The organism is Rhodococcus sp. 06-156-4, from assembly GCF_002259345.1.
GTDB classification, from domain to species: Bacteria; Actinomycetota; Actinomycetes; order Mycobacteriales; family Mycobacteriaceae; genus Rhodococcoides; species Rhodococcoides fascians_E.
The window spans coordinates 193,394-214,096 of the sequence record NZ_NPGB01000039.1 but is presented as its reverse complement, the minus strand read 5'-3'; the positions used below and the strand labels follow the sequence as shown (position 1 = coordinate 214,096).

The window sequence follows — 20,703 nt, the reverse complement described above, 5'->3', positions numbered from 1 at the left end:
CGGTCAGAAATAGCGCTTCGTGATGATCTCGAGGTAGTTCCCGCCCGGATCGAGGAAATACACTCCTCGTCCGCCGTGCTCGGTGTTGGTTTCACCCGGACGGGTCCGTTGCGGATCCGCCCAGTGTGGGGCGCCGCGCTCCCGGAGACGGGCGTACGCCCGGTCGAACAGTGCGTCGTCGACCAGAAATGCGTAATGCTGAGGGTGGTAATCGATCGGTGGAGTCGCGAATTGGAGCATCACCGAATCGTCGAGAGTGATGTTGACGAACGGACCCCAGGACGGGGCGTGTTTCGCTTCGAGAACGTCGACGTAGAACTCTGCGGTCGACCGTGTGTCGGTAGTGGCAATGATGGTGTGATCGAACGTGATCGACATGGTGTGCCTTCTGCTAGGCCCATCGGGGGCGCAGGTGCGAGACTAACGCGAGTCACGGCGGCGAAGCAAGAGATTGTCGGTGGCTGCACGTAGGATCTCCGTCGTCGGTTCTCGGGAGGGCCGATGAGTTCTCGTCGGGCATCGAGTCTGCAGTACGTAAGCACCAAATGAATGGGGAACAGATCATGGCGAACGCCATCGAAGTCGAGAATTTGGTACTCGAGTACGGCAAGAACACGGCGCTGAACGGAATCAGTTTCTCCGTGCCGGAGGGCACGGTTCTGGGCGTCCTCGGACCCAACGGGGCGGGGAAGACGACGGCGGTCCGCATTCTCGCGACCCTCCTGAAAGCGACGTCCGGGTCCGCGCGGGTGCATGGAATCGACGTCGGCGACAACCCGAACGAGGTCCGTAACACCATCGGGCTGACGGGACAGTTCGCGGCCGTCGACGAATACCTGACCGGGTACGAGAACCTGGAGATGGTGGGCAGGCTGTTCGGCCTGAAGAAGTCGGAAGCGAAGACACGGGCGGACCAGTTGCTCGCGCGCTTCGATCTGGAATACGCACGTGACCGCACCGCGAAGCAGTACTCCGGCGGTATGCGTCGTCGCCTCGACATCGCGGCCAGCCTCATCGGCAGGCCGAAGGTGGTGTTCCTCGACGAGCCGACGACAGGCCTCGACCCTCGAAGTCGAATGGCCATGTGGGACTTCATCTCCGACCTCGTCAAGGACGGTACGACGATTCTGCTGACGACGCAGTACCTCGAAGAAGCGGACCGCCTCGCCGATCGGATCATCGTCCTCGACAAGGGGTCGATCATCGCCGAGGGCACAGCGGATCAGCTCAAGGCGCAGGTCGGTGGTGAACGCCTCGAATTCGTCCTCACCGACGAATCGCAGAAGGACCGGGCGCTCGAGATCCTCACTCCCATCGGCCTCGACGCGCCGTCGTACGACGCGCAGACCCGGCGACTCGGCATGCCGGTCAGCGGCGGAGCCGACGATCTGACGACCGCCCTCGTCGCACTCAAGGAAGCCGACATCCACGTCGTCGACGTCGGGCTACGACGGCCGAATCTCGACGACGTTTTTCTCACCCTCACCGGCCGCGCCGCCGAGGACGAACAAGCAGTGGAGGAAGAGAAATGAGCGTGCTGCGCGATTCCCTCATCATCACCAAACGGAACCTGATCAAGCTCAAGCGAGTTCCGGATCTACTGTTCTTCGCGACGCTGTCACCGATCATGTTCGTGTTGCTGTTCGCGTACGTGTTCGGAAGCGCCATCGACATCCCCGGCGTCGACTACAAGAGCTTCCTCATGGGCGGCATCTTCGTGCAGACCATGATCTTCGGTGCATCCATCACCGGGTCCTCGCTCGCCGAGGATCTGCAGAAGGGCGTGATGGACAGGTTCCGGTCCCTGCCGATGGCACGGTCCGCCGTCGTGATCGGTAGAACCGCAGCGGATGTCGGCAACAACATCGTGACGATCACCATCATGTCCATCACCGGTTTGATCGTCGGGTGGCGCATCACGTCGTCGTTCCTCGAAGCCGTCGCCGGCTACGTCTTGCTGCTGCTGTTCGCGTACTCCATCTCGTGGGTGATGGCATTCGTCGGATTGACCGTCCGATCGCCGGAGATCTTCAACAACGCGTCGTTCATCGTGATCTTCCCGTTGACGTTCATCGCGAACACGTTCGTACCCATCGAAGGCTTCCCGACGGTCCTCAAGACCATCGCGGAGTGGAACCCGATCTCCTCGGTGGCTCTCGCCGTACGCGAGCTGTTCGGCAACACCAACCCGCTCGCCCCACCGCCGGAAGCCTGGCCACTGCAGAACCCGATTCTGTACACGCTCATCTGGGTTGTGCTGTTCCTCGTCATCTTCGTGCCGCTGTCGGTACGCAAGTACGAAAGAACTCTCACCGCCTGAGGCCGAGACACGAGAAAGCCCCCGACCACCAACGGTCGGGGGCTTTCTCGTACGTCGCTCTTAAGTGTGGTACGGCTCGGCACTGAGCAGCGTGACCTTCATGGTCTTGCCGTTCGGCAGAGCGTATTCGCGAGTGTCGCCGACCTTGGCGTCGATGAGAGCGCCACCCAGCGGCGAGCTGGGGGAGTAGACCTCGAGCTTGCCGTCGCGGGCACCCTCTTCACGGGTGGCGATGAGGAACGTCTCGGTATCGGACTCGTCACCGTCGTAGTAGACCTTGACGACGGATCCGGGCAGTGCCACGCCGGACTGAGTGGGCGCCTCGCCGACCTTCGCCGAGTTGAGCAGCTCCTGCAGCTGACGGATACGAGCTTCCTGCTGGCCCTGCTCCTCGCGTGCAGCGTGGTAGCCGCCGTTCTCCTTCAGATCGCCCTCTTCGCGTCGCTCGTTGATCTCGGCGGCGATGACCGGGCGATTGGAAATGAGTTGGTCGAGTTCGCTCTTGAGCCTGTCGTGGGATTCCTGGGTAAGCCAGGTCACCTGGGTCTCGGTCATCTCGATCACTCCCTTGTAGTCGAAGTCGCGGTGGACTCCCGGTCTGTTGCTGACGGAGGGCATGCCTCTAGGCGGGTCCCCCTGGAATTGGGCGGATCCCCCTGGTGCGGCCCACTGCCTGAGCCGGCTGCTCCAGCGGTCGCTGTCGGCGTCGTGCAGGGCCAACTCGGCAACCCCGCAGGCCTGAAGGGCCGTCAATGCAGCAATACACGGTTCCAGTGCGGAACCGTGTACAGGCCTATCTTACCACGAGACGGCGGGAGGTCAGCCTGCCCGTAAATACTCGGGAACATTCGTGCTGCATCCGTACACGTCACCGACGGCAGGAGGCTGCGATGTGCGCAGAACGGTGGTCACCTGGACCTCCTGATTCGAGGAACCCGGTACGAAGACCTCGCGGCGGCCGGTTTCCGAGCCGTCGCGGGAGCGCGCTCGAACGATGCAGACAGCTTCCTGCTCCGGGTCCGCCCGGGTGACGCTGAAGCTGATGGAGATGGTCTCGTCGTCCATCAGATCGAACGTCAACGCCTTGCCCTCGACGTCCTGCACCGCGAATCGCTGGTACGCGAGGTATGCGACCACGAGCCCGACCAACACGGCCACGACGAGCAGAAGATTTCTCGTCCGGGGTGCCACTCCCCGCCGCGAGCTGGACGCCGGGTAGCGGCCTTCGGGAAGGGTGGCAGTCATGGGAACGTCGCTTTCGAGGGGGAACCGTCGATTTCCTTGCGGCAGCCGGTGCGTGCAGCGTCGGCGCCAAGTGGAACTATAGGGGGAGGATAAGTTTCCGGTGAAGCTGAGGTGAGGAAAGAACGTGTCCGGACTACGGCTCATGGCGGTGCACGCCCATCCCGACGACGAGTCGAGCAAGGGTGCCGCAACGACGGCTCGGTACGCAGCCGAAGGTAACGACGTCCTGATCGTCACCCTCACCGGCGGCGAGCGCGGCGACATTCTCAACCCCGCGATGGACATTCCGGGTGTCAAGGACCGAATCAACGAAGTTCGGCGGGAGGAGATGGCCGAGGCCGCTCGCATTCTCGGCGTCCGGCAGACGTGGCTCGGCTACGTCGACTCCGGTCTGCCCGAGGGTGATCCACTACCGCCGCTTCCCGAGGGATGCTTCGCACTGGTGCCACTCGAGGAATCCACCGAAGCCCTTGTCAAGGTAGTTCGCGAGTTCAAGCCCCACGTCATCACGACCTACGACGAGAAGGGCGGCTACCCGCACCCGGACCACATCCGGTGCCACGAGGTGTCGGTCGCGGCGTACGAGGCAGCGGGTGATCCCAGCAAGTTCCCCGACGCCGGCGAACCCTGGACGCCGTTGAAGCTGTACTACTCCCACGGATTCCTGCGGAAGAAGATGCAGCTCTTCCACGACTGGTTCATCGACCGCGGTGAGGAAAGCCCCTTCGTCGACTGGCTGAAGAGGTGGACCACGGACCGCGACGAGATCATGGAACGCATCACCACGCAGGTCACCGTCGGCGATTACTTCGAGCAGCGGGACGACGCACTGCGCGCGCACGCAACACAGATCGATCCCAACGGATCGTTCTTCGCCGTGCCGATCGAGGTGCAGCGCAAGCTGTGGCCGACGGAGGAGTACGAGCTCGCTCGCACCCGCGTCAAGACGTCCATCCCGGAGACCGAGCTCTTCGCCGGGATCGATCCGGAGACCGCCACATGATCGTGTCGCTGCTGGCGCAGGGCGCCCCAGGCCCGGAGTTCGGTAAATCCTCGCCCGTCGGCCTGGTCATCATCGTCGCCCTGCTCGTGGGAACAGCGTTGCTGATCTGGTCGATGAACAAACAGATCAAGAAGCTGCCCGAGTCCTTCGAAAAGGACGATCCGGGGCCGGACCAGGCGCTCGACGAAGGCACGGACCGCGGCGCCGTACGCGAAGAGGCACGCGAGACCAAGCCCGGCGAGAGCTGATCGTGCTCGGGGCCAACGCGCTCGACAGGTCCACCAGCCCCTACCTGCGTCAGCACGCGGACAATCCGGTGCACTGGCAGGAGTGGACGACGGAGGCGTTGGAGTCCGCCCGCGAGCGCGACGTCCCGATCCTGCTGTCCATCGGGTACTCGGCGTGCCACTGGTGCCACGTCATGGCACACGAATCGTTCGAAGATGCCGAGACGGCCGCGTCGATGAACGCGAACTTCGTCTGCATCAAGGTCGATCGCGAAGAGCGTCCCGACCTGGATGCCGTGTACATGAGCGCAACCGTCGCGATGACCGGCCAGGGCGGTTGGCCGATGACATGCTTTCTCACTCCGGACGCCGAGCCGTTCTACTGCGGAACCTACTTCCCGCCCCGACCGCGAGCGGGAACCCCGTCGTTCACACAGTTGCTCGAGGCAGTCTCGGACACCTGGACGACCCGCCGCGCCGAGGTGTTCGACGCCTCCGCCGCGATCACCGAGGCCCTCCGGGACAACTCCGGCCGGCTCCCGGCGTCGGGCAAACCCGTCGACGCGGACCTGCTCGCGGATGCAGTGTCCTCGGTGTTGGCCGACGAGGACGCAGAGAGAGGCGGATTCGGTGGCGCGCCCAAATTTCCGCCCAGCTCGCTGCTGGAAGGACTGCTCCGACACTACGAGCGAACCGGGTCGACGTCGGTACGGGGCGCCGTCACGCGCACCGCGTCGGCGATGGCTCGCGGCGGGATTCACGATCAGATCGGCGGCGGATTCGCGCGATACGCCGTCGATGCGGAGTGGATCGTTCCGCATTTCGAGAAGATGCTCTACGACAATGCCCTGCTGCTCAGGTTCTACGGTCACCTCGCCCGCGTCACCGGTGACGCGCTGGCAACGCGGGTAGCCGACGCCACCGCTGCTTTCGTTCTCGGCGCGATGCGCACCGAGCAGGGGTGTTTCGCCGCTGCGCTGGACGCGGACACCGAAGGCGTCGAGGGTCTCACGTACGTGTGGACTCCCGAGCAACTCGTGGAAACCCTCGGCTTCGAGGACGGCGTCTGGGCAGCGGGGCTGTTCGCCGTCGACTCGTCGGGCACGTTCGAGGCCGGCATGTCGGTGCTCCAACTACCGGAGGATCCCGACGACACCGAACGCTTCGAGCAAGTGCGCGCAACCCTGATGGCCGCTCGTGACCTGCGCCCACAACCGGGACGCGACAACAAGGTGATCACCGCGTGGAACGGCCTGGCCATCACCGCTCTCGCCGAGGCAGGCTCCGGACTCGGACGCAGTACCTGGGTCGATGCCGCCGCCGAATGCGGCGAACAGATCTTCGCCCGGCACGAGGAGAACGGCCGGCTGCGTCGGGCATCGCTCGGACCTCACGTGGGCGAGGCGGCCGGAGTGCTCGAGGACTACGCCTGCATGGCCGTCGGATCGCTGTCGCTGCTGTCCGCGACCGGGGACACGGTGTGGTTGGAACGCGCCGTCCGACTCGTCGACGCAGCCATCGAGCACTTCGCCGACCCGGACAACCCCGGCAGCTGGTTCGACACCGCCGACGACGCCGAAGCATTGGTCACCCGGCCCAGGGACCCCCTCGACAACGCCACCCCGTCCGGCGCGTCGACCATCACCGAGGCATTGCTCGCGATCGAAGCGCTCGTGCCGCCGGAGTCCGCCGACGCATACGGTGACCTGGCGGCAGCCGGCCTGGCTCGGGCGTCGGTCGTGATGGAACGCGCGCCTCGGTCGGCAGGGCACTGGCTGGCCGTAGCCGAGGCATCCGTACGCGGTCCGCTGCAGGTAGCGATATCGGTCGATGGTGACAGCCGACTGCTGGATGTTGCTCGCAGGCACGCACCGGGCGGCACCACCATCGTTGCGGGCGCCGTCGATTCGTCTCCGCTGCTTTCGGACCGGCCGACCGTCGACGGCAACGAGGCAGCCTACGTGTGCCGTGGGTTCGTCTGTGACAGACCGGTGACGACGGAGGAAGAACTGATTGCGGCGTTGCGCCGCTAGAACAGCACGAGCCACACCGCGACGAGGTGGCAGATCGCGGCGAGAACGGTAGCGGCGTGGAAGAACTCGTGGTGGCCGAATGTCGTCGGCCACGGGTTCGGCCACTTCGTGGCGTACAGAACAGCTCCGACGCTGTACAGAATGCCGCCGACCAGCAGCAGAACGAACGGTGCATAGCCGACGTGATCGATGAGCGTCGGCGCGACCGGGACAATCGCCCACCCCAGAATGAGGTAGAGCGGAACACCGACCCACCGCGGCGCCTGCGGCCACAACATCTTCAGCGCAACCCCGCCGAGAGCACCCAGCCAGACGATGATCAACAGGGTCCGGCCGGTGCTCGTCGGTAGGCCCAGTATCGCGAACGGGGTGTAACTGCCCGCGATGAACACGAAAATCATCGAATGGTCGGCGCGTTTCATCCACACACGGTGGGCCGGGTTGTCCCAGTGGACACGGTGGTAGGTAGCGCTGACGCCGAACACGCCGCAAACGGTGACCGCATACACGGCCGTCGCGATCCCCGCGCCGACCGACACCAGTGTGAAGGCCAACGTGACCAACACGATGCCGGACACCACCGCCACTCCGAACGCATAGAGATGGATCCAACCGCGCATGCGTGGTTTGACCGGTAGCTCGTCGATCCCGAACATCGTCATAGCCCCACCTCCGACTCGAAACGCAAGATCCGCTCCCTGGAGAACCTACGCAACCGTAAGTTCGCTGCCTACTGTACCGGCGAGTAGCTCGACACGGTCGAATCAGACGGTCATCCGGCAGGCTCCACTCCTGCCGGGCGTAAGGTTGTGCCCCGTGGTGATGTCTCGGTGAAGATTCTCCCGACCAAGGTGCGCAGCGTCCTCTACAACGTGTACGAGCGACGCCTGTTGACACAGCTCGACGACGTGGCGCATCCCCGCCACGTCGCTGTGATGTGCGACGGCAACCGCCGCTGGGCTCGGGAGAACGGCTTCACCGACGTCGCGCACGGGCACCGGATGGGGGCCCTGAAGATCGCCGAGATGCTGGGGTGGTGTGACGCAGCGGGCATCGAGATGGCGACGATCTACCTGCTGTCCACCGAGAACCTCCGTCGCGACCCCGACGAGTTGGAATCGCTGCTCGAGATCATCACCGACGTCGTCGAGGAAATTTCCGGCCCGGAACAGAACTGGACCGTCAAGATCGTCGGGACACTCGACCTTCTCCCGGCCGCAACTGCACGTCGTCTCAAGGAAGCCGCGGAACTGACGGCCGGTCGGACCGGAACCCACGTCAACGTCGCAGTCGGGTACGGCGGCAGACAAGAGATCGCCGACGCCGTCCAAGCGCTGCTGAGCGAGAAGATCGCCGAGGGATTGACCGGCGAAGAGCTCATCGGCTCGGTCAACGTCGACGGCATCGACTCCCACCTGTACACATCGGGCCAGCCCGATCCGGACCTGGTGATCCGGACCTCCGGCGAACAGCGGCTCTCGGGGTTTCTGCTGTGGCAGAGCGCGTACTCGGAAATCTGGTTCACCGAGGCGTACTGGCCGGAATTCAGGCGCGTCGACTTCCTGCGCGCACTGCGCGACTACGCCGCCCGGCACCGCCGCTTCGGCATCTAGATGAGCGGAAATGTGCCTCGTGGTCACCCCGCAGGCTCTGCCCCTGCCGACCCTGGCCTGGATTTCCGCTCACAGCTTGCGTAGCCGCAGCCTGTTGATGGTGTGGTCGGCGTCCTTGCGCAACACCATCGTGGCGCGCGGACGCGTCGGAAGAATGTTCTCCACCAGATTCGGCAGGTTGATCGAGTGCCACAGGTCTTCGGCCGCGATCTTCGCGTGCTCGTCCGAAAGATTCGCGTAGTGGTGGAAGTGTGCGTCCGGATCGGCGAACGACGTCTCGCGCAGTGCAAGAAAGCGTTTGACGTACCAGTGCTCGATGTCCTCGATGCGCGCGTCGACGTAGATCGAGAAGTCGAACAGGTCCGACACCATCAACCGTGAACCCGTCTGCAGAACGTTGAGGCCCTCGACGATCAGGATGTCCGGCTGGCGAACCATGTGGAACTGGCCCTTGATGATGTCGTACGACACGTGCGAGTACACCGGCGCCGACACTTCCTCCGCACCTGACTTCACCTCGGTCACGAAGCGCAGAAGCTTGCGTCGGTCGTAGCTCTCCGGAAAGCCCTTGCGGTGCAGGATTCCGCGGCGCATCAGCTCGGCCGTGGAGTACAGGAAACCGTCGGTCGTCACCAGGTCGACACGAGGATGGTGATCCCACCGTGCCAGAAGCGCCTGCAGCACACGGGCCGTCGTCGATTTGCCGACGGCGACGCTTCCCGCCACGCCGATGACGAACGGCACCTGTCGATCCGGGTGTTTCTCACCGAGGAACGTTGCGGTAGCCGCGAACAACCGTTGCCGCGCCGCGACCTGAAGGTGGATGAGTCTGGCCAACGGCAGATACACCTCGGCCACCTCGTCGAGGTCGATCTGCTCACCCAGTCCGCGAAGCCCGACCAGTTCCTCTTCGGTCAGAACCAGAGGGGTGGACTGACGGAGCGTTCTCCACTGCGCACGGTCGAACTCGACGTACGGGCTGGTCTCGCTCATGCGCGCCGTCCACCACGATGGGTCCGTTCCTGCAGGCGTGAACTCCGGGGGAGCGCGAGTCGCATGAATGACGATTGTGCTCGGTGCCACGAGGACTCGCACGGGCGGGGTAGTTCACTGGTTGTTCACCCGGTCGGTGACGCTAGTGTCGGACAGCATGAACGCCGATTCCTTCGTCCGCGACTACCTCACCCTCGGCCTGAAATTCGATCGCCTCGAAGAGGGGTTCGTCGACGCGTACACCGGTGACCCCGAGCTACGACGGCAGGTGGAGAACGCACCGGCGCCCGAGCCGAAGGAGCTTGCGCGTCGAGCAGGGGAGCTTCGCAAGGAACTGGGCAACACAGGCCTGCCCGAGCAGCGTGCCGAGTTCGTCGACGTTCATCTTCGGGCGCTCGAATGCTCGGCCCGCAAGTTCGCCGGCGAGGACATCGGCTTCGTCGACGAGGTCTTCGCGTACTTCGACGTCCACATCGAGCCGGGCGATCAGGACGAGTACCGCCAGGCCCACCGAAAGATGGACGACGTGTTGGCCGGCCCCGGTTCGCTCGCCGAACGTCTTGCCGCACACCGGGCGCAGGACGTCGTACCCGCGGATCGGTTGCAGGAGTGCGTCGACGCCTTTTCCAGTGCCCTGCGGGACCGCGTGCGTGCCGAATACACGCTGCCGGACACCGAACAGGTCACCTACGAGGTCGTCGGAGACAAACCGTGGTCGGGGTTCAACTACTACCTCGGTGATTACAAGTCCACCGTCGCGATCAACTCCGACCTGCAGCAGCAGATGGCGAACCTGCCTCACCTGATCGCGCACGAGGCGTACCCGGGTCATCACACCGAGCACTGCCGCAAGGAAGCCGGGCTGGTGGCGTCGGGCCAGACGGAGCAGACCCTGTTCCTGGTCAACACTCCGCAATGCCTGATGGCCGAGGGGCTCGCCGACCTCGCGTTGAAGTCGATCGTCGGGCCGGGGTGGGGTGTGTGGGCGCAGGAGATCTACGCCGACCTGGGGCTGCGCTTCGACGGTGAGAAGGCGGAACGGTTGTCCGAGGCGTCGGGGCAGCTGCTCGGTGTGCGTCAGGACGCGGCGTTGCTGCTGCACGATCAGCACAAGTCGCAGGACGACGTCGCTGCCTACCTCGAACGCTGGTCGCTGACGTCGCCGCAGCGCGCCCGGCAGAGTCTGAAATTTCTGTCGTCGCCGTTGTGGCGCGCGTACATCAGTACCTACGTCGAGGGCTACAAGCTTCTCGGTGGGTGGCTCGACAAGGGCAAAACGGTCAGCGAGCGATCCGCGCTGTTCGGCCGCCTGCTCGACGAACCGCTCATCCCCAGCGCGCTGCGTGAGCACTGAGGTGCATCTCGTAAACTGAATGCGCCAATCCCGCAGCTCACCCTTGGAGACACCTGTAATGACCGACGTCAACACCCAGTCGCTCGCCGAACTCGACCCCGAGGTAGCCGAAGCCATGGCTGGCGAACTCGGTCGTCAGCGCGACACGCTCGAGATGATCGCGTCGGAGAACTTCGTTCCACGCGCAGTCCTCCAGGCACAGGGCAGCGTGTTGACGAACAAGTACGCCGAGGGCTACCCGGGACGTCGCTACTACGGCGGGTGCGAGCACGTCGACGTCGTCGAGGATCTGGCGCGCAATCGTGCCAAGGAACTGTTCGGTGCCGAATTCGCCAACGTGCAACCCCACGCGGGCGCGCAGGCCAACGCCGCGGTCCTGATGGCACTGATCAACCCGGGTGACAAGATCATGGGCCTCGACCTGGCGCACGGCGGTCACCTGACGCACGGTATGAAGCTGAACTTCTCCGGCAAGCTGTACGAGGTCGAGTCCTATGGAGTCAGCAAGGAAGACCACCGCATCGACATGGACGAGGTGCGCAAGCAGGCACTGACGTCCAAGCCGCAGGTTCTCATCGCCGGCTGGTCCGCCTACCCGCGCCACCAGGACTTCGAGGCGTTCCGTTCCATCGCCGACGAGGTCGGTGCCCTCCTGTGGGTCGACATGGCCCACTTCGCCGGTCTGGTCGCCGCGGGTGTCCACCCGTCCCCCGTGCCGTACGCCGACGTCGTGTCCTCGACGGTGCACAAGACGCTCGGTGGCCCCCGCTCCGGCCTGATCCTCGCCAAGAAGGAATGGGCCAAGAAGATCAACTCCGCCGTCTTCCCCGGTCAGCAGGGTGGGCCGCTCATGCATGCCGTCGCAGCGAAGGCCGTTGCCTTCAAGATCGCGGCGACGCCGGAGTTCAAGGAACGTCAGGAGCGCACCCTGCTCGGTGCATCCCTCCTCGCCGATCGGTTGAACGCCAAGGACGTCGCGGACAAGGGCATCTCCGTCCTCACCGGTGGCACCGACGTCCACCTCGCGCTCGTCGACCTGCGTAGCTCGGACCTCGACGGCCAGCAGGCAGAGGATCTGTTGCACGAGGTCGGAATCACCGTGAACCGCAATGCCGTTCCGTTCGATCCTCGCCCGCCGATGATCACCTCGGGTCTGCGCATCGGAACCGCGGCACTCGCTACCCGCGGATTCGGCGAAGCCGAGTTCACCGAGGTCGCGGACATCATCGCCACTGCTCTCGCCACCGGCGAGGCAAGCGACTCGCTCAAGGAGCGCGTCGTCAAGGTCGCTCAGTCCAAGCCGCTCTACGACGGTCTGGAGGACTGGGGACTGCTGGGCTAGGCACCCGTCGTCGCACGAAAGGCTCACTCGTTCGAGTGGGCCTTTCGTGCGTTCTGGTCCGTTTTTCGCCGTTCGGTCCCGCCCGGACAGTGCGGAGGTGGTACATGTAGAAGAAGGAGCAGTCGAACGCCGAGTGCTCACCGACCGGGCGCCGCAGAACGGACGCGGACACGCCTGGTTTCGTTGCGTTTCAGCGATTCTGGTACGCCTGACCCGGTTAACGTGTTGTTCACCGACACGCCCTGAACTCGCCGAGCCAATTGCTGGTTTCGGCTGTACCGTCGGCAGTAACAGGCAGCGGGGAAGCTACCTGTGCGGGAGGTTCTGATACGTGACTGAGCTAGTGAGCGCGAGAGGGCCGGCACCCGGCCCTCGTGTCATCTGACACGCCAGGACCGACCGGCCGAGCGACAAATGTCCGCGCGGTGCCGCGCCGGACGTAGGAGCCCCACGTGACCACTTCACGCTCCGTTTCCGCCCCCCTTCGGACATTCGTGCTGGACACCTCGGTTCTGCTGTCGGATCCCTGGGCTGTCATCCGGTTCGCCGAGCACAATGTGGTTCTTCCGCTGATCGTGATCAGCGAACTGGAGGGTAAACGCCACCACCACGAATTGGGATGGTTCGCGCGGGAATCCTTGCGTATGCTCGACGATCTTCGCGTCGAGCACGGCCGCCTCGATCAGCCGGTTCCCATCGGAACCGACGGGGGCACACTGCAAGTCGAGCTCAACCACACCGATCCGTCCGTGCTTCCCGTCGGGTTCCGCACCGACTCCAACGACTCTCGCATCCTCGCCTGCGCCCTCAACCTCGCCGCCGAAGGCAAGGACGTCGTCCTGGTCAGCAAGGACATCCCACTTCGCGTCAAAGCAGGTGCCGTGGGCCTCCCCGCCGACGAGTACCACGCACACGACGTCGTCCCGTCGGGCTGGACCGGAATGGCCGAGCTCGACGTGCAGGCAAGCGACATCGATCGACTGTTCGCCGAAGGCGTCATCGACCTCGACGGTGCACGGGACATGCCGTGCCACACCGGTGTTCGACTGCTCGGTGGACGCTCCAGCGCACTCGGACGCGTCACGGCGGACAAGCAGATCCAGCTCGTCCGCGGCGAGCGTGAAGCATTCGGGTTGCACGGTCGATCAGCGGAACAGCGCGTCGCACTCGACCTTCTGCTCGACGAGAGCATCGGCATCGTCTCGCTCGGCGGCAAGGCCGGAACCGGCAAGTCCGCGCTGGCGTTGACCGCAGGTCTCGAAGCCGTCCTCGAACGCCGAACCCACCGGAAAGTCGTCGTGTTCCGACCGCTGTACGCCGTCGGTGGTCAAGAGCTGGGTTACCTGCCGGGCAGCGAAAGCGAGAAGATGGGTCCGTGGGCCCAGGCCGTCTTCGACACCCTCGACGGTCTCGCCAGCCCCGAGGTGATGGAAGAGGTCATTGCCCGCGGAATGCTGGAAGTGCTGCCGCTGACGCACATTCGCGGCCGTTCGCTGCACGACTCCTTCGTGATCGTCGACGAGGCACAGTCACTCGAACGCAACGTGCTGCTGACCGTACTGTCCCGGCTCGGAAGCGGCTCACGCGTCGTCCTCACCCACGACGTCGCGCAGCGAGACAACCTGCGCGTCGGGCGTCACGACGGCGTCGCTGCCGTCATCGAAAAGCTCAAAGGTCATCCGCTTTTCGCGCACATCACCCTCACCCGAAGCGAGCGGTCCCCGATCGCGGCACTGGTGACCGAAATGCTCGAAGAGTTCGGCCCCGCCGGCGCCTGACATGAGTGGAAATGTAGGCCCTGGCCTACATTTCCACTCACAGCGCGCGGAGCGCGCCTCTGATCAGGCCCTCGAGGAAATCGACGTTGTCGAAGTAATAACGCCAGACGAGGATTTTGCCGTCGCGTAGTTCGAAGGTGCCGCACACCCAGAACTCGATGCGCAGCCGCCGCCAGATCAGCACGTCGGTTCGTTCGGTGAGCACGGTGTCGCCGTCGGACGCGATGTTGTGGATGGTGACGTCGAAGCCGTACTGGGGTTTCGCGAGAAGTCGCATGAACTTGCCGACCCTTCTCTTGCCGCGAACCCGAGGCAATCCCACGTTGTGCCACACCACCGCGTCGTCGAGACGGTCGACGACCCTCTCGACGTCGCGGTTCCTCAGGGCGTCGAACATGCCCTCCACTACCTCGTTCGCCTTCGTCGTATCGATCACTCGGTCCGCTCCTTCACCTAGGACGTGAGCCCGCAGTCTATGAAAGTTCACAGACGTCCGGGGCACTACTCCGCGCTCACCGGGCCAGACGCTACGGTTGCTGGTATGTCTACGAATCTGACGGACGGTGACCTGCTGCTTCGACTCGAGCCAGCCGTCGAAGAGAACCTCAGCCGCCACATCGAGGAGGCGGAGGACTGGCATCCGCACGACTTCGCACCCTGGGACGAGGGCCGCAACTTCGCGTTCCTCGGCGGCGAGGACTGGGCTCCCGAGCAGTCGCACCTGTCCGATGTGGAGATCCTGTCCGCAACCGTCGGGGTGCTGGTCGCAGACAATCTGCCCGCATACCACCGCGAACTCGCTCGTGCGCTCTCCGGCCTCGGCGCCTGGTGGAAGTGGACGGGTCGCTGGACGTCGGAAGAGAACCGTCAAGCCATCGTGCTGCGCGACTACCTGGTACTGACGCGCGCAGTGGACCCCGTCGCGCTCGAACGGGTGCGCATGGAGGAAATGACGAGGGGCTACAGCGCCCCGAGCCTGCACGTCCTGGACATCATCTCGCACTTCGCCATCGACGAGACCGCGGCAGCATTGCGCAACACCAACACCGTCGCCCTCGGCGGCGACGAGGTGCTGGGCAAGATCCTGACCAAGATCGCGGCCGACGACACCCGTCAGGCAACGTTCTACGTCAACGTCGTCAACGAGGCGTTCGGCGTCGCACCGGACCAGATGGCTCGTGCTATCGCGGATCGAGTGAGCGGCTTCGCGATCCCCGTCGTCGACCTGCCGAGCAAGAAGAACAGCACCGAGGCTCTCGCGGAAGCCGGCATCTACGACGAGGACCAGCAGCGAGACAAGGTGTTCAAGCCGCTTTTGGAGCGCTGGAACTTCTTCGGCCGCGACGACCTCGGCGACGACGGCAAGAAAGCTCGTGAGGAGCTAGCTCACCTCGCCTGAGCTCGACCCCCCGAACATGACTGTGCCACCGCAACTGTATGACCGTTGCGGTGGCACACTCATGCCGGAAGGGAGCGGACGAAACTAGTCCTTGACCTTTGCCATGGCGAGGACGTCGAGACGCTTGTCGAGTTCTTCCTCGCTGAGCTTGTCGCCGATGAGCCCGCGGTCGATGACGGTCTGACGGATGGTCTTCTTCTCCTTCAGAGCCTGCTTGGCGACGGCGGCTGCTTCCTCGTAGCCGATTGCGGAGTTCAGCGGCGTCACGATGGACGGCGAGGACTCGGCGAGGGTCTTGAGGTGGTCGACGTTGGCTTCGAGGCCGACGATGCACTTGTCCGCGAAGAGGACCGAGACGTTGGCGAGTAGCTTGAACGACTCGAGGACGTTGCGCGCCATCATCGGGATGTAGACGTTGAGCTCGAAGGCACCCGATGCACCGCCGAATGCGACGGCGGCGTCGTTGCCGATGACCTGTGCGGCGACCTGCGTGACTGCCTCGGGCAGAACGGGATTGACCTTGCCGGGCATGATGGAGCTACCGGGCTGCAGGTCGGGGAGGGCGATTTCGCCGAGGCCGGTGAGTGGTCCCGAGCCCATCCAGCGGACGTCGTTGGCGATCTTGGTCAGCGACACGGCGATGGTGCGCAGTGCGCCCGATGCCTCGACGAGGCCGTCGCGTGCTGCCTGTGCCTCGAAGGAGTCCTTCGCGGCGGTCAGGGCGTCGATTCCGGTCGACTTCACCAGTTCGGCAACAACTTTGGGGCCGAAGCCGTCGGGTGCGTTGAGACCGGTGCCGACGGCGGTGCCGCCGATGGGCAGCTCGCCCAGGCGGGGAAGGGTGGCCTCGACGCGCTCGATGCCTGCTTCGATCTGACGGGCGTAGCCGCCGAATTCCTGACCGAGCGTGACCGGCACGGCGTCCATGAGGTGCGTGCGGCCGGACTTCACGACGGTCTTCCACTCGGTCGCCTTGGCGGCCAGTGCCTCGTGCAGGTGCTTCAGCGCAGGCACCAGTGAGGTGACGGCTGCCTCGGTGGCGGCGACGTGCGTGGCCGTCGGGAAGGTGTCGTTGGAGCTCTGCGACATGTTGACGTGGTCGTTGGGGTGAACCTCGACACCGTTGGCCTTGGCGATGGACGCGATGACCTCGTTGGCGTTCATGTTGGAGCTGGTGCCGGAACCGGTCTGGAAGACGTCGATGGGGAACTGATCGTCGTGCTTGCCGTCGGCGATCTCGGTTGCCGCGGAGATGATGGCGTCGGCGAGGGTGCCGTCGAGCAGCCCGAGGTCCTTGTTGACCTGTGCGCAAGCAGCCTTCAGCAAGCCCATTGCGCGGATCTGAGTGCGCTCGAGGGGGCGGAAGGAGATGGGGAAGTTCTCCACCGCGCGCTGCGTCTGTGCACGCCACAGCGCGTCGACGGGGACGCGAACCTCTCCCATGGTGTCGTGCTCGATCCGGTACTGCTGTTCGTCTGTCTGCGTCATGAGCCTTACTTTGCCAGTTGAAGTTGCGGAGGGGTGAGCGCGCCCTGGGCCGGGAGTGGAGCCTGCGGGAACGACCCGGATCAGAACGACGGAGCTTGCCCTGATTCGTCGCCGTCGAAGTCGACGGAACTGTATTCGCGTAGCTTTTCGAGGCGGTGGTAGGCGTCGATCATGCGCACGGTGCCGGACTTGGAGCGCATCACGATGGACTGGGTGTGTGCACCCCCGCCTGCGTAGCGGACGCCGCGCAGAAGGTCGCCGTCGGTGACGCCGGTGGCAGTGAAGAAGACGTTCTCGCCGGAGACCAGGTCGCGGGTGTTCAGCACGCGATCGAGGTCGTGACCTGCGTCGATGGCCTTCTGTCGCTCGGCGTCGTCGGTCGGGGCGAGGCGTCCCTGCAGGGCGCCGTCCATGCACCGCATCGCGGCGGCGGCGATGATGCCCTCGGGAGTTCCGCCGATACCGATGAGCAGATCGGTGCCGGAATCGGGTCGTGCTGCGGCGATGGCGCCCGCGACGTCACCGTCGGAGATGAGGCGGATGCGGGAGCCGGCGTCGCGGACCTGCTGGATCAGTTCGGCGTGGCGCGGACGGTCCAGGATGCACACCGTGACGTCGGATGCGGAGCCCTTCTTGACCTTCGCGATCCGAGCGATGTTCTCCTTGACCGGTGCAGTGATATCGACGACATCGGCGTACTCGGGGCCGACGGCGATCTTCTCCATGTAGAACACCGCCGACGGATCGAACATCGCGCCGCGCTCGGCGACAGCCAGCACCGAGATCGCGTTGGGCATGCCCTTGGCCATCAACGTGGTTCCGTCGACGGGATCGACGGCGAAGTCGACGTCGGGACCGTTGCCGTTACCGACCTGCTCGCCGTTGTAGAGCATCGGCGCTTCGTCCTTCTCGCCTTCGCCGATGACGACGACGCCGCGCATCGAGACGGAACTGACCAGCTGACGCATGGCGTCGACAGCGGCCCCGTCGCCACCTTCCTTGTCGCCACGTCCCACCCAGCGACCCGACGCGAGCGCACCGGCCTCGGTGACACGAACGAGCTCGAGGGCGAGGTTGCGATCTGGCGCCATGGCGCGAGTGGACTCGGTGCTGGCCGTCATCGGTTTGTAGCCTCCTGGTAGATGGGGGTCTTACCCAGGCGCGATTATCTCATTCGTGAGCCGCGTCATGCGAGCTAGGGCATGCGCCGACCGAGCGCTGGCATGCAGCGGACACCCTGGGTCGTTCCGCAGGCTGCTCTCGCGGGATACTGGAGGCGTGGCGAACAGCAAACCCCGGATCCTCAACAACAACCGCGACATGGTGTGGTCCCTCATTCCGCTTGTCATCGCCTGTCTGCTGATCGCCGGTATCGCCTCCCAGTGCTCTCTCAGCCCCGGCGGACCGACGCAGGGCCCCATCCCGAACTTCGACGTCGACGCTGCCCTGCAGTACGACGCCTCCGAGCTGAACTTCCCGGTCCGCAACCCTCGGGTGCCTGAAGGGTGGACTCCGAACTCCGGCAGCCGCCAGTCCATCGCGGGGGATCAGGGCGGCGACGTCAGCAACGTCGGTTTCATCTCCGACGCTGGTCGCTACATCAAGTTGACGCAGTCCAGCGCGAGCGAGGAGGTCCTCGTTCCGTTCGCCGTCGGCGAGGCGCGCTACGCGTCGGGCACCGAATCGATCGACGGTGCGGAGTGGATCGTCTACGACCAGGAGGGAAGCGAGGCGGTATGGGTCACCGATCTGGGTGACGTCCGATTGTTGGTGACCGGTAGCGGCAGCACCGAGGAATTCACGACGCTTGCCGCCGCAACGACGAGCGCCGAGCCGCTCACTCCCTAGTTCTCTTCTTCCTCGATGTGCGCGAGTGCGTTCTCGACGCGCTTGCGTGCACCGGCAAGGTGTTCCTCGCACCGGGTGGCCAACTGTTCGCCGCGCTCCCACAGCGCAAGCGAGGCGTCGAGATCCAGTCCGCCCTGCTCCAGGACCTTCACCACGTCGACCAGTTCGTCGCGGGCTGCTTCGTAGCCGAGTTCGGTGACCGGTGTTTCCTCGCTCATGGTGTTCCTCTCATTTGACTTTGCCCATGACCGCGGCGGTGACTGCGCCGTCGGCCACTCGTACTCGGATCTGGGTACCCGGAGGGGCGTCGTCCACCGACCTCAACACCTCTGGATCGGTGCCCGCCACCACGCGCTGGACGACGGCATAACCCCTCGCCAGCGTCGCTGCGGGCCCGAGCGTCTGCAGACGTGCCCGCAGATGTTCGACGAGAGTCTCCTGCTTCGCCAACTCGCGCAGGACGTCGCGCCTCCCTGCGTCGACGAGTCTGGTGATCTCTTCGCTGCGCCGGTCGATGCCCGCGACGGGGTCGGCCAGTGCGGGCCGGTGTCGGATCATCTCGAGCGCACGTGCTTCGCGTTGGACCCAGTTGCGCAGTGCAGCAGCTGTTCTGGAGCGCAGCTCGGCGATCAGATTCTGTTCGGCGACGGCGTCGGGAACCACCAGCTTGGCCGCGTCGGTCGGTGTTGCGGCGCGGAGATCGGCGACGTGGTCGCTGAGCGGGCTGTCGGGTTCGTGTCCGATGGCGCTGACGATCGGGGTCGTGGCCTTCGAGATGGCACGGCACAGGGCCTCGTCCGAGAACGGCAGGAGGTCTTCGACGCTGCCGCCGCCGCGAGCGAGGATGATGACGTCGACATTGCCGTCGAGGTCGGAGAGTGCGTCGAGGACCGCCGGTACTGCGGTCGGCCCTTGGACCGGGGTGTGGCGAACCTCGAAGTGCACTGCGGGCCAACGCCGTCGGGCGACAGTGAGAACGTCCTTCTCGGCTGCCGACGCGCGGGCCGTGACCAGTCCGATGGTGCGGGGGAGGAACGGCAACGGGCGCTTGAGGCGAGGATCGAACAGTCCCTCGGCGGCGAGAAGGGCCCGCAGGCGTTCGATGCGTGCCAGCAGTTCGCCGACGCCGACGGCACGAATGTCGGTGGCGCGCAACGAAATGGTTCCACGGCCCGTGTAGAACGACAACTTGCCGTACAGGATCACCCGCGCGCCCTCGGTGAGCGGGACGGGGGAGCGGTCGAGCAACTGAGGCGAACACGTCACCGACAGCGACATGTCCGCGGACGGATCACGAAGAACGAGAAATGCAGTGCGTGTACCCGGCCGAGCGTTGATCTGCGTCAGCTGACCTTCGACCCATACGCTGCCGAGCTTGTCGATCCATCCCGCCACCTTCATGGCGACGGTTCGGACAGGCCACGGCTCCTCTGCAGTACTTGCGGTCACTTGGCCTTCGCGGTGGTGATTCGATTGTCGAGCATGGTCAGAAACGGAGCGCGGCGCAGCGACGCATCCTCGTACTCACGCAGGGCCTCGAGGTCCGCGAGAGACAGCGACCGCAGCCGGGCACGCAGCTGAGCGAGGGCGAGGGTGTCGTAATCCACCATCTCGACGATTTCCGGACGGTCGGCTGCGACCGTCGGCACGTCGTCTTTCTGGATCTCCTCCGGAGGCGTCGAGTACAGCGCGAAGCGCCCTGACGCAGCGACCGGCTCGCCGGCGACATCGTCGTGATCGGGGATGTCGACGTCACCGTCGGTGGCCCCGGGAACGTCGTCCTCGAACACCGCCCAGGACGGCTGCTCCTGATCCGGTGTCCCGATGAGCGGAAGCGACGAGATCGCCTGATCGCCCTTGATGGCCAGCGCCGTCACTTGCTGCTGAAAGCGCATCGTGCTCGCCAGAACTTCGCTGACGACGGTCATCGGAAGCGTGATCGCAGTACTGGGGAGTTTGCGAGCTTCTTCGACGACCGTCACGGCCACACCGGCAGCTACGCGTGCGGCGAACGGAACACGAGTCATGCGCACCAGAGTGCCTGAATTCCGAGTGTTTGG

At 64.9% G+C, this 20,703-nt stretch carries 22 protein-coding genes; 11 read left to right on the top strand and 11 right to left on the bottom strand.

Annotated elements, in window-relative coordinates; genetic code table 11:
- Nucleotides 1-3: 3 nt before the first annotated feature.
- On the bottom strand, nt 4-378 hold the full coding sequence (locus CH290_RS29760; protein WP_019665483.1) for a VOC family protein: 375 nt from the start codon (nt 376-378) through the stop codon (nt 4-6).
- A 185-nt stretch (nt 379-563) separates the two neighbouring features.
- Here CH290_RS29760 and CH290_RS29755 point away from each other — a divergent pair, with 185 nt between their 5' ends.
- On the top strand, nt 564-1,532 hold the full coding sequence (locus CH290_RS29755; protein WP_026347857.1) for an ATP-binding cassette domain-containing protein: 969 nt from the start codon (nt 564-566) through the stop codon (nt 1,530-1,532).
- Nucleotides 1,529-2,320, top strand: a complete 792-nt coding sequence (locus CH290_RS29750; RefSeq protein WP_019665481.1) for an ABC transporter permease — start codon at nt 1,529-1,531, stop codon at nt 2,318-2,320. Before CH290_RS29755 ends, CH290_RS29750 begins: the two co-directional genes overlap by 4 nt.
- A gap of 60 nt (nt 2,321-2,380) precedes the next feature.
- On the opposite strand, the gene greA is transcribed toward CH290_RS29750, so the two are convergent.
- Both greA and CH290_RS29740 read right to left on the bottom strand, forming a co-directional pair.
- Nucleotides 2,381-2,875: a transcription elongation factor GreA gene (gene greA, locus CH290_RS29745; RefSeq protein WP_026347856.1), complete on the bottom strand. Its 495-nt coding sequence runs from the start codon at nt 2,873-2,875 to the stop codon at nt 2,381-2,383.
- Between the two features lie 264 nt (nt 2,876-3,139).
- Nucleotides 3,140-3,565, bottom strand: coding sequence for a DUF4307 domain-containing protein (locus CH290_RS29740; RefSeq protein WP_033190203.1), 426 nt, complete (start codon nt 3,563-3,565; stop codon nt 3,140-3,142).
- Nucleotides 3,566-3,689: 124 nt separating this feature from the next.
- Here CH290_RS29740 and mca point away from each other — a divergent pair, with 124 nt between their 5' ends.
- Genes mca through CH290_RS29725 form a run of 3 tightly spaced genes read left to right on the top strand, consistent with a single transcriptional unit; the run spans nt 3,690 to nt 6,828 of the window.
- Nucleotides 3,690-4,568, top strand: coding sequence for a mycothiol conjugate amidase Mca (gene mca / locus CH290_RS29735; protein WP_026347855.1), 879 nt, complete (start codon nt 3,690-3,692; stop codon nt 4,566-4,568).
- Nucleotides 4,565-4,816, top strand: a complete 252-nt coding sequence (locus CH290_RS29730) for a hypothetical protein (RefSeq protein WP_019665477.1) — start codon at nt 4,565-4,567, stop codon at nt 4,814-4,816. Before mca ends, CH290_RS29730 begins: the two co-directional genes overlap by 4 nt.
- 2 nt (nt 4,817-4,818) lie before the next feature.
- The gene (locus CH290_RS29725; protein ID WP_019665476.1) at nt 4,819-6,828 is read left to right on the top strand and encodes a thioredoxin domain-containing protein; all 2,010 of its coding nucleotides are present in this window, start codon (nt 4,819-4,821) and stop codon (nt 6,826-6,828) included.
- Here CH290_RS29725 and trhA read toward each other — a convergent pair.
- Entirely contained in the window at nt 6,825-7,490 is a 666-nt protein-coding gene (trhA, locus tag CH290_RS29720; protein ID WP_019665475.1) for a PAQR family membrane homeostasis protein TrhA, read from the bottom strand. The genes CH290_RS29725 and trhA overlap by 4 nt on opposite strands.
- A 168-nt stretch (nt 7,491-7,658) precedes the next feature.
- On the opposite strand from trhA, the gene CH290_RS29715 reads away from it, so the two are divergent.
- Nucleotides 7,659-8,441: an isoprenyl transferase gene (locus CH290_RS29715; protein WP_019665474.1), complete on the top strand. Its 783-nt coding sequence runs from the start codon at nt 7,659-7,661 to the stop codon at nt 8,439-8,441.
- A gap of 69 nt (nt 8,442-8,510) precedes the next feature.
- Here CH290_RS29715 and coaA read toward each other — a convergent pair whose 3' ends face one another.
- On the bottom strand, nt 8,511-9,434 hold the full coding sequence (gene coaA / locus CH290_RS29710; RefSeq protein ID WP_026347854.1) for a type I pantothenate kinase: 924 nt from the start codon (nt 9,432-9,434) through the stop codon (nt 8,511-8,513).
- Nucleotides 9,435-9,591: 157 nt separating this feature from the next.
- Here coaA and CH290_RS29705 point away from each other — a divergent pair, with 157 nt between their 5' ends.
- The 3 genes from CH290_RS29705 to phoH2 all read left to right on the top strand — a co-directional run bounded on the left by CH290_RS29705 (nt 9,592) and on the right by phoH2 (nt 13,908).
- A complete protein-coding gene (locus CH290_RS29705) occupies nt 9,592-10,788 on the top strand; it encodes a hypothetical protein (RefSeq protein ID WP_026347853.1) in 1,197 nt (398 codons plus the stop codon).
- Nucleotides 10,789-10,846: 58 nt separating this feature from the next.
- Nucleotides 10,847-12,130 carry a serine hydroxymethyltransferase gene (glyA, locus tag CH290_RS29700; protein ID WP_019665471.1) on the top strand — a complete coding sequence of 428 codons (1,284 nt, stop codon included), beginning with the start codon at nt 10,847-10,849 and terminating at the stop codon, nt 12,128-12,130.
- Nucleotides 12,131-12,582: 452 nt separating this feature from the next.
- Nucleotides 12,583-13,908 carry an RNA 5'-3' helicase PhoH2 gene (phoH2, locus tag CH290_RS29695; RefSeq protein ID WP_170947447.1) on the top strand — a complete coding sequence of 442 codons (1,326 nt, stop codon included), beginning with the start codon at nt 12,583-12,585 and terminating at the stop codon, nt 13,906-13,908.
- A gap of 37 nt (nt 13,909-13,945) precedes the next feature.
- Here the strand turns inward: phoH2 and CH290_RS29690 are convergent, their stop codons facing one another.
- Nucleotides 13,946-14,314, bottom strand: coding sequence for a limonene-1,2-epoxide hydrolase family protein (locus CH290_RS29690; RefSeq protein ID WP_033190204.1), 369 nt, complete (start codon nt 14,312-14,314; stop codon nt 13,946-13,948).
- A gap of 135 nt (nt 14,315-14,449) precedes the next feature.
- On the opposite strand from CH290_RS29690, the gene CH290_RS29685 reads away from it, so the two are divergent.
- Complete coding sequence (locus tag CH290_RS29685) at nt 14,450-15,307, top strand: acyl-ACP desaturase (RefSeq protein WP_020112643.1); 858 nt, start codon at nt 14,450-14,452, stop codon at nt 15,305-15,307.
- A gap of 84 nt (nt 15,308-15,391) precedes the next feature.
- Here the strand turns inward: CH290_RS29685 and CH290_RS29680 are convergent, their stop codons facing one another.
- Both CH290_RS29680 and glpX read right to left on the bottom strand, forming a co-directional pair.
- A complete protein-coding gene (locus CH290_RS29680; protein WP_019665467.1) occupies nt 15,392-16,795 on the bottom strand; it encodes a class II fumarate hydratase in 1,404 nt (467 codons plus the stop codon).
- Between the two features lie 80 nt (nt 16,796-16,875).
- The gene (gene glpX / locus CH290_RS29675; RefSeq protein WP_026347852.1) at nt 16,876-17,916 is read right to left on the bottom strand and encodes a class II fructose-bisphosphatase; all 1,041 of its coding nucleotides are present in this window, start codon (nt 17,914-17,916) and stop codon (nt 16,876-16,878) included.
- A 157-nt stretch (nt 17,917-18,073) separates the two neighbouring features.
- Between glpX and CH290_RS29670 the strand changes: the two genes are divergently transcribed.
- Nucleotides 18,074-18,643, top strand: a complete 570-nt coding sequence (locus tag CH290_RS29670; RefSeq protein WP_020112642.1) for a DUF4245 domain-containing protein — start codon at nt 18,074-18,076, stop codon at nt 18,641-18,643.
- Here the strand turns inward: CH290_RS29670 and CH290_RS29665 are convergent.
- The 3 genes from CH290_RS29665 to CH290_RS29655 are packed head-to-tail and all read right to left on the bottom strand — an operon-like array spanning nt 18,640 to nt 20,670.
- The gene (locus CH290_RS29665) at nt 18,640-18,861 is read right to left on the bottom strand and encodes an exodeoxyribonuclease VII small subunit (RefSeq protein ID WP_019665464.1); all 222 of its coding nucleotides are present in this window, start codon (nt 18,859-18,861) and stop codon (nt 18,640-18,642) included. The two genes, CH290_RS29670 and CH290_RS29665, sit on opposite strands and share 4 nt — an antisense overlap.
- 10 nt (nt 18,862-18,871) lie before the next feature.
- Nucleotides 18,872-20,092: an exodeoxyribonuclease VII large subunit gene (xseA, locus tag CH290_RS29660; protein WP_033190205.1), complete on the bottom strand. Its 1,221-nt coding sequence runs from the start codon at nt 20,090-20,092 to the stop codon at nt 18,872-18,874.
- Complete coding sequence (locus tag CH290_RS29655) at nt 20,089-20,670, bottom strand: lipid droplet-associated protein (protein ID WP_020112640.1); 582 nt, start codon at nt 20,668-20,670, stop codon at nt 20,089-20,091. Before CH290_RS29655 ends, xseA begins: the two co-directional genes overlap by 4 nt.
- Nucleotides 20,671-20,703: the final 33 nt, after the last annotated feature.

What these genes read in the sequence shown, in the direction of transcription:
- CH290_RS29760 (WP_019665483.1), bottom strand. Translation starts at nt 378, where the DNA reads ATGTCGATCACGTTCGATCACACCATCATTGCCACTACCGACACACGG.
- CH290_RS29755 (WP_026347857.1), top strand. Translation starts at nt 564, where the DNA reads ATGGCGAACGCCATCGAAGTCGAGAATTTGGTACTCGAGTACGGCAAG.
- CH290_RS29750 (WP_019665481.1), top strand. Translation starts at nt 1,529, where the DNA reads ATGAGCGTGCTGCGCGATTCCCTCATCATCACCAAACGGAACCTGATC.
- greA (WP_026347856.1), bottom strand. Translation starts at nt 2,875, where the DNA reads ATGACCGAGACCCAGGTGACCTGGCTTACCCAGGAATCCCACGACAGG.
- CH290_RS29740 (WP_033190203.1), bottom strand. Translation starts at nt 3,565, where the DNA reads ATGACTGCCACCCTTCCCGAAGGCCGCTACCCGGCGTCCAGCTCGCGG.
- CH290_RS29730 (WP_019665477.1), top strand. Translation starts at nt 4,565, where the DNA reads ATGATCGTGTCGCTGCTGGCGCAGGGCGCCCCAGGCCCGGAGTTCGGT.
- trhA (WP_019665475.1), bottom strand. Translation starts at nt 7,490, where the DNA reads ATGACGATGTTCGGGATCGACGAGCTACCGGTCAAACCACGCATGCGC.
- coaA (WP_026347854.1), bottom strand. Translation starts at nt 9,434, where the DNA reads ATGAGCGAGACCAGCCCGTACGTCGAGTTCGACCGTGCGCAGTGGAGA.
- CH290_RS29705 (WP_026347853.1), top strand. Translation starts at nt 9,592, where the DNA reads ATGAACGCCGATTCCTTCGTCCGCGACTACCTCACCCTCGGCCTGAAA.
- glyA (WP_019665471.1), top strand. Translation starts at nt 10,847, where the DNA reads ATGACCGACGTCAACACCCAGTCGCTCGCCGAACTCGACCCCGAGGTA.
- CH290_RS29685 (WP_020112643.1), top strand. Translation starts at nt 14,450, where the DNA reads ATGTCTACGAATCTGACGGACGGTGACCTGCTGCTTCGACTCGAGCCA.
- CH290_RS29680 (WP_019665467.1), bottom strand. Translation starts at nt 16,795, where the DNA reads ATGACGCAGACAGACGAACAGCAGTACCGGATCGAGCACGACACCATG.
- glpX (WP_026347852.1), bottom strand. Translation starts at nt 17,916, where the DNA reads ATGACGGCCAGCACCGAGTCCACTCGCGCCATGGCGCCAGATCGCAAC.
- CH290_RS29665 (WP_019665464.1), bottom strand. Translation starts at nt 18,861, where the DNA reads ATGAGCGAGGAAACACCGGTCACCGAACTCGGCTACGAAGCAGCCCGC.
- CH290_RS29655 (WP_020112640.1), bottom strand. Translation starts at nt 20,670, where the DNA reads ATGACTCGTGTTCCGTTCGCCGCACGCGTAGCTGCCGGTGTGGCCGTG.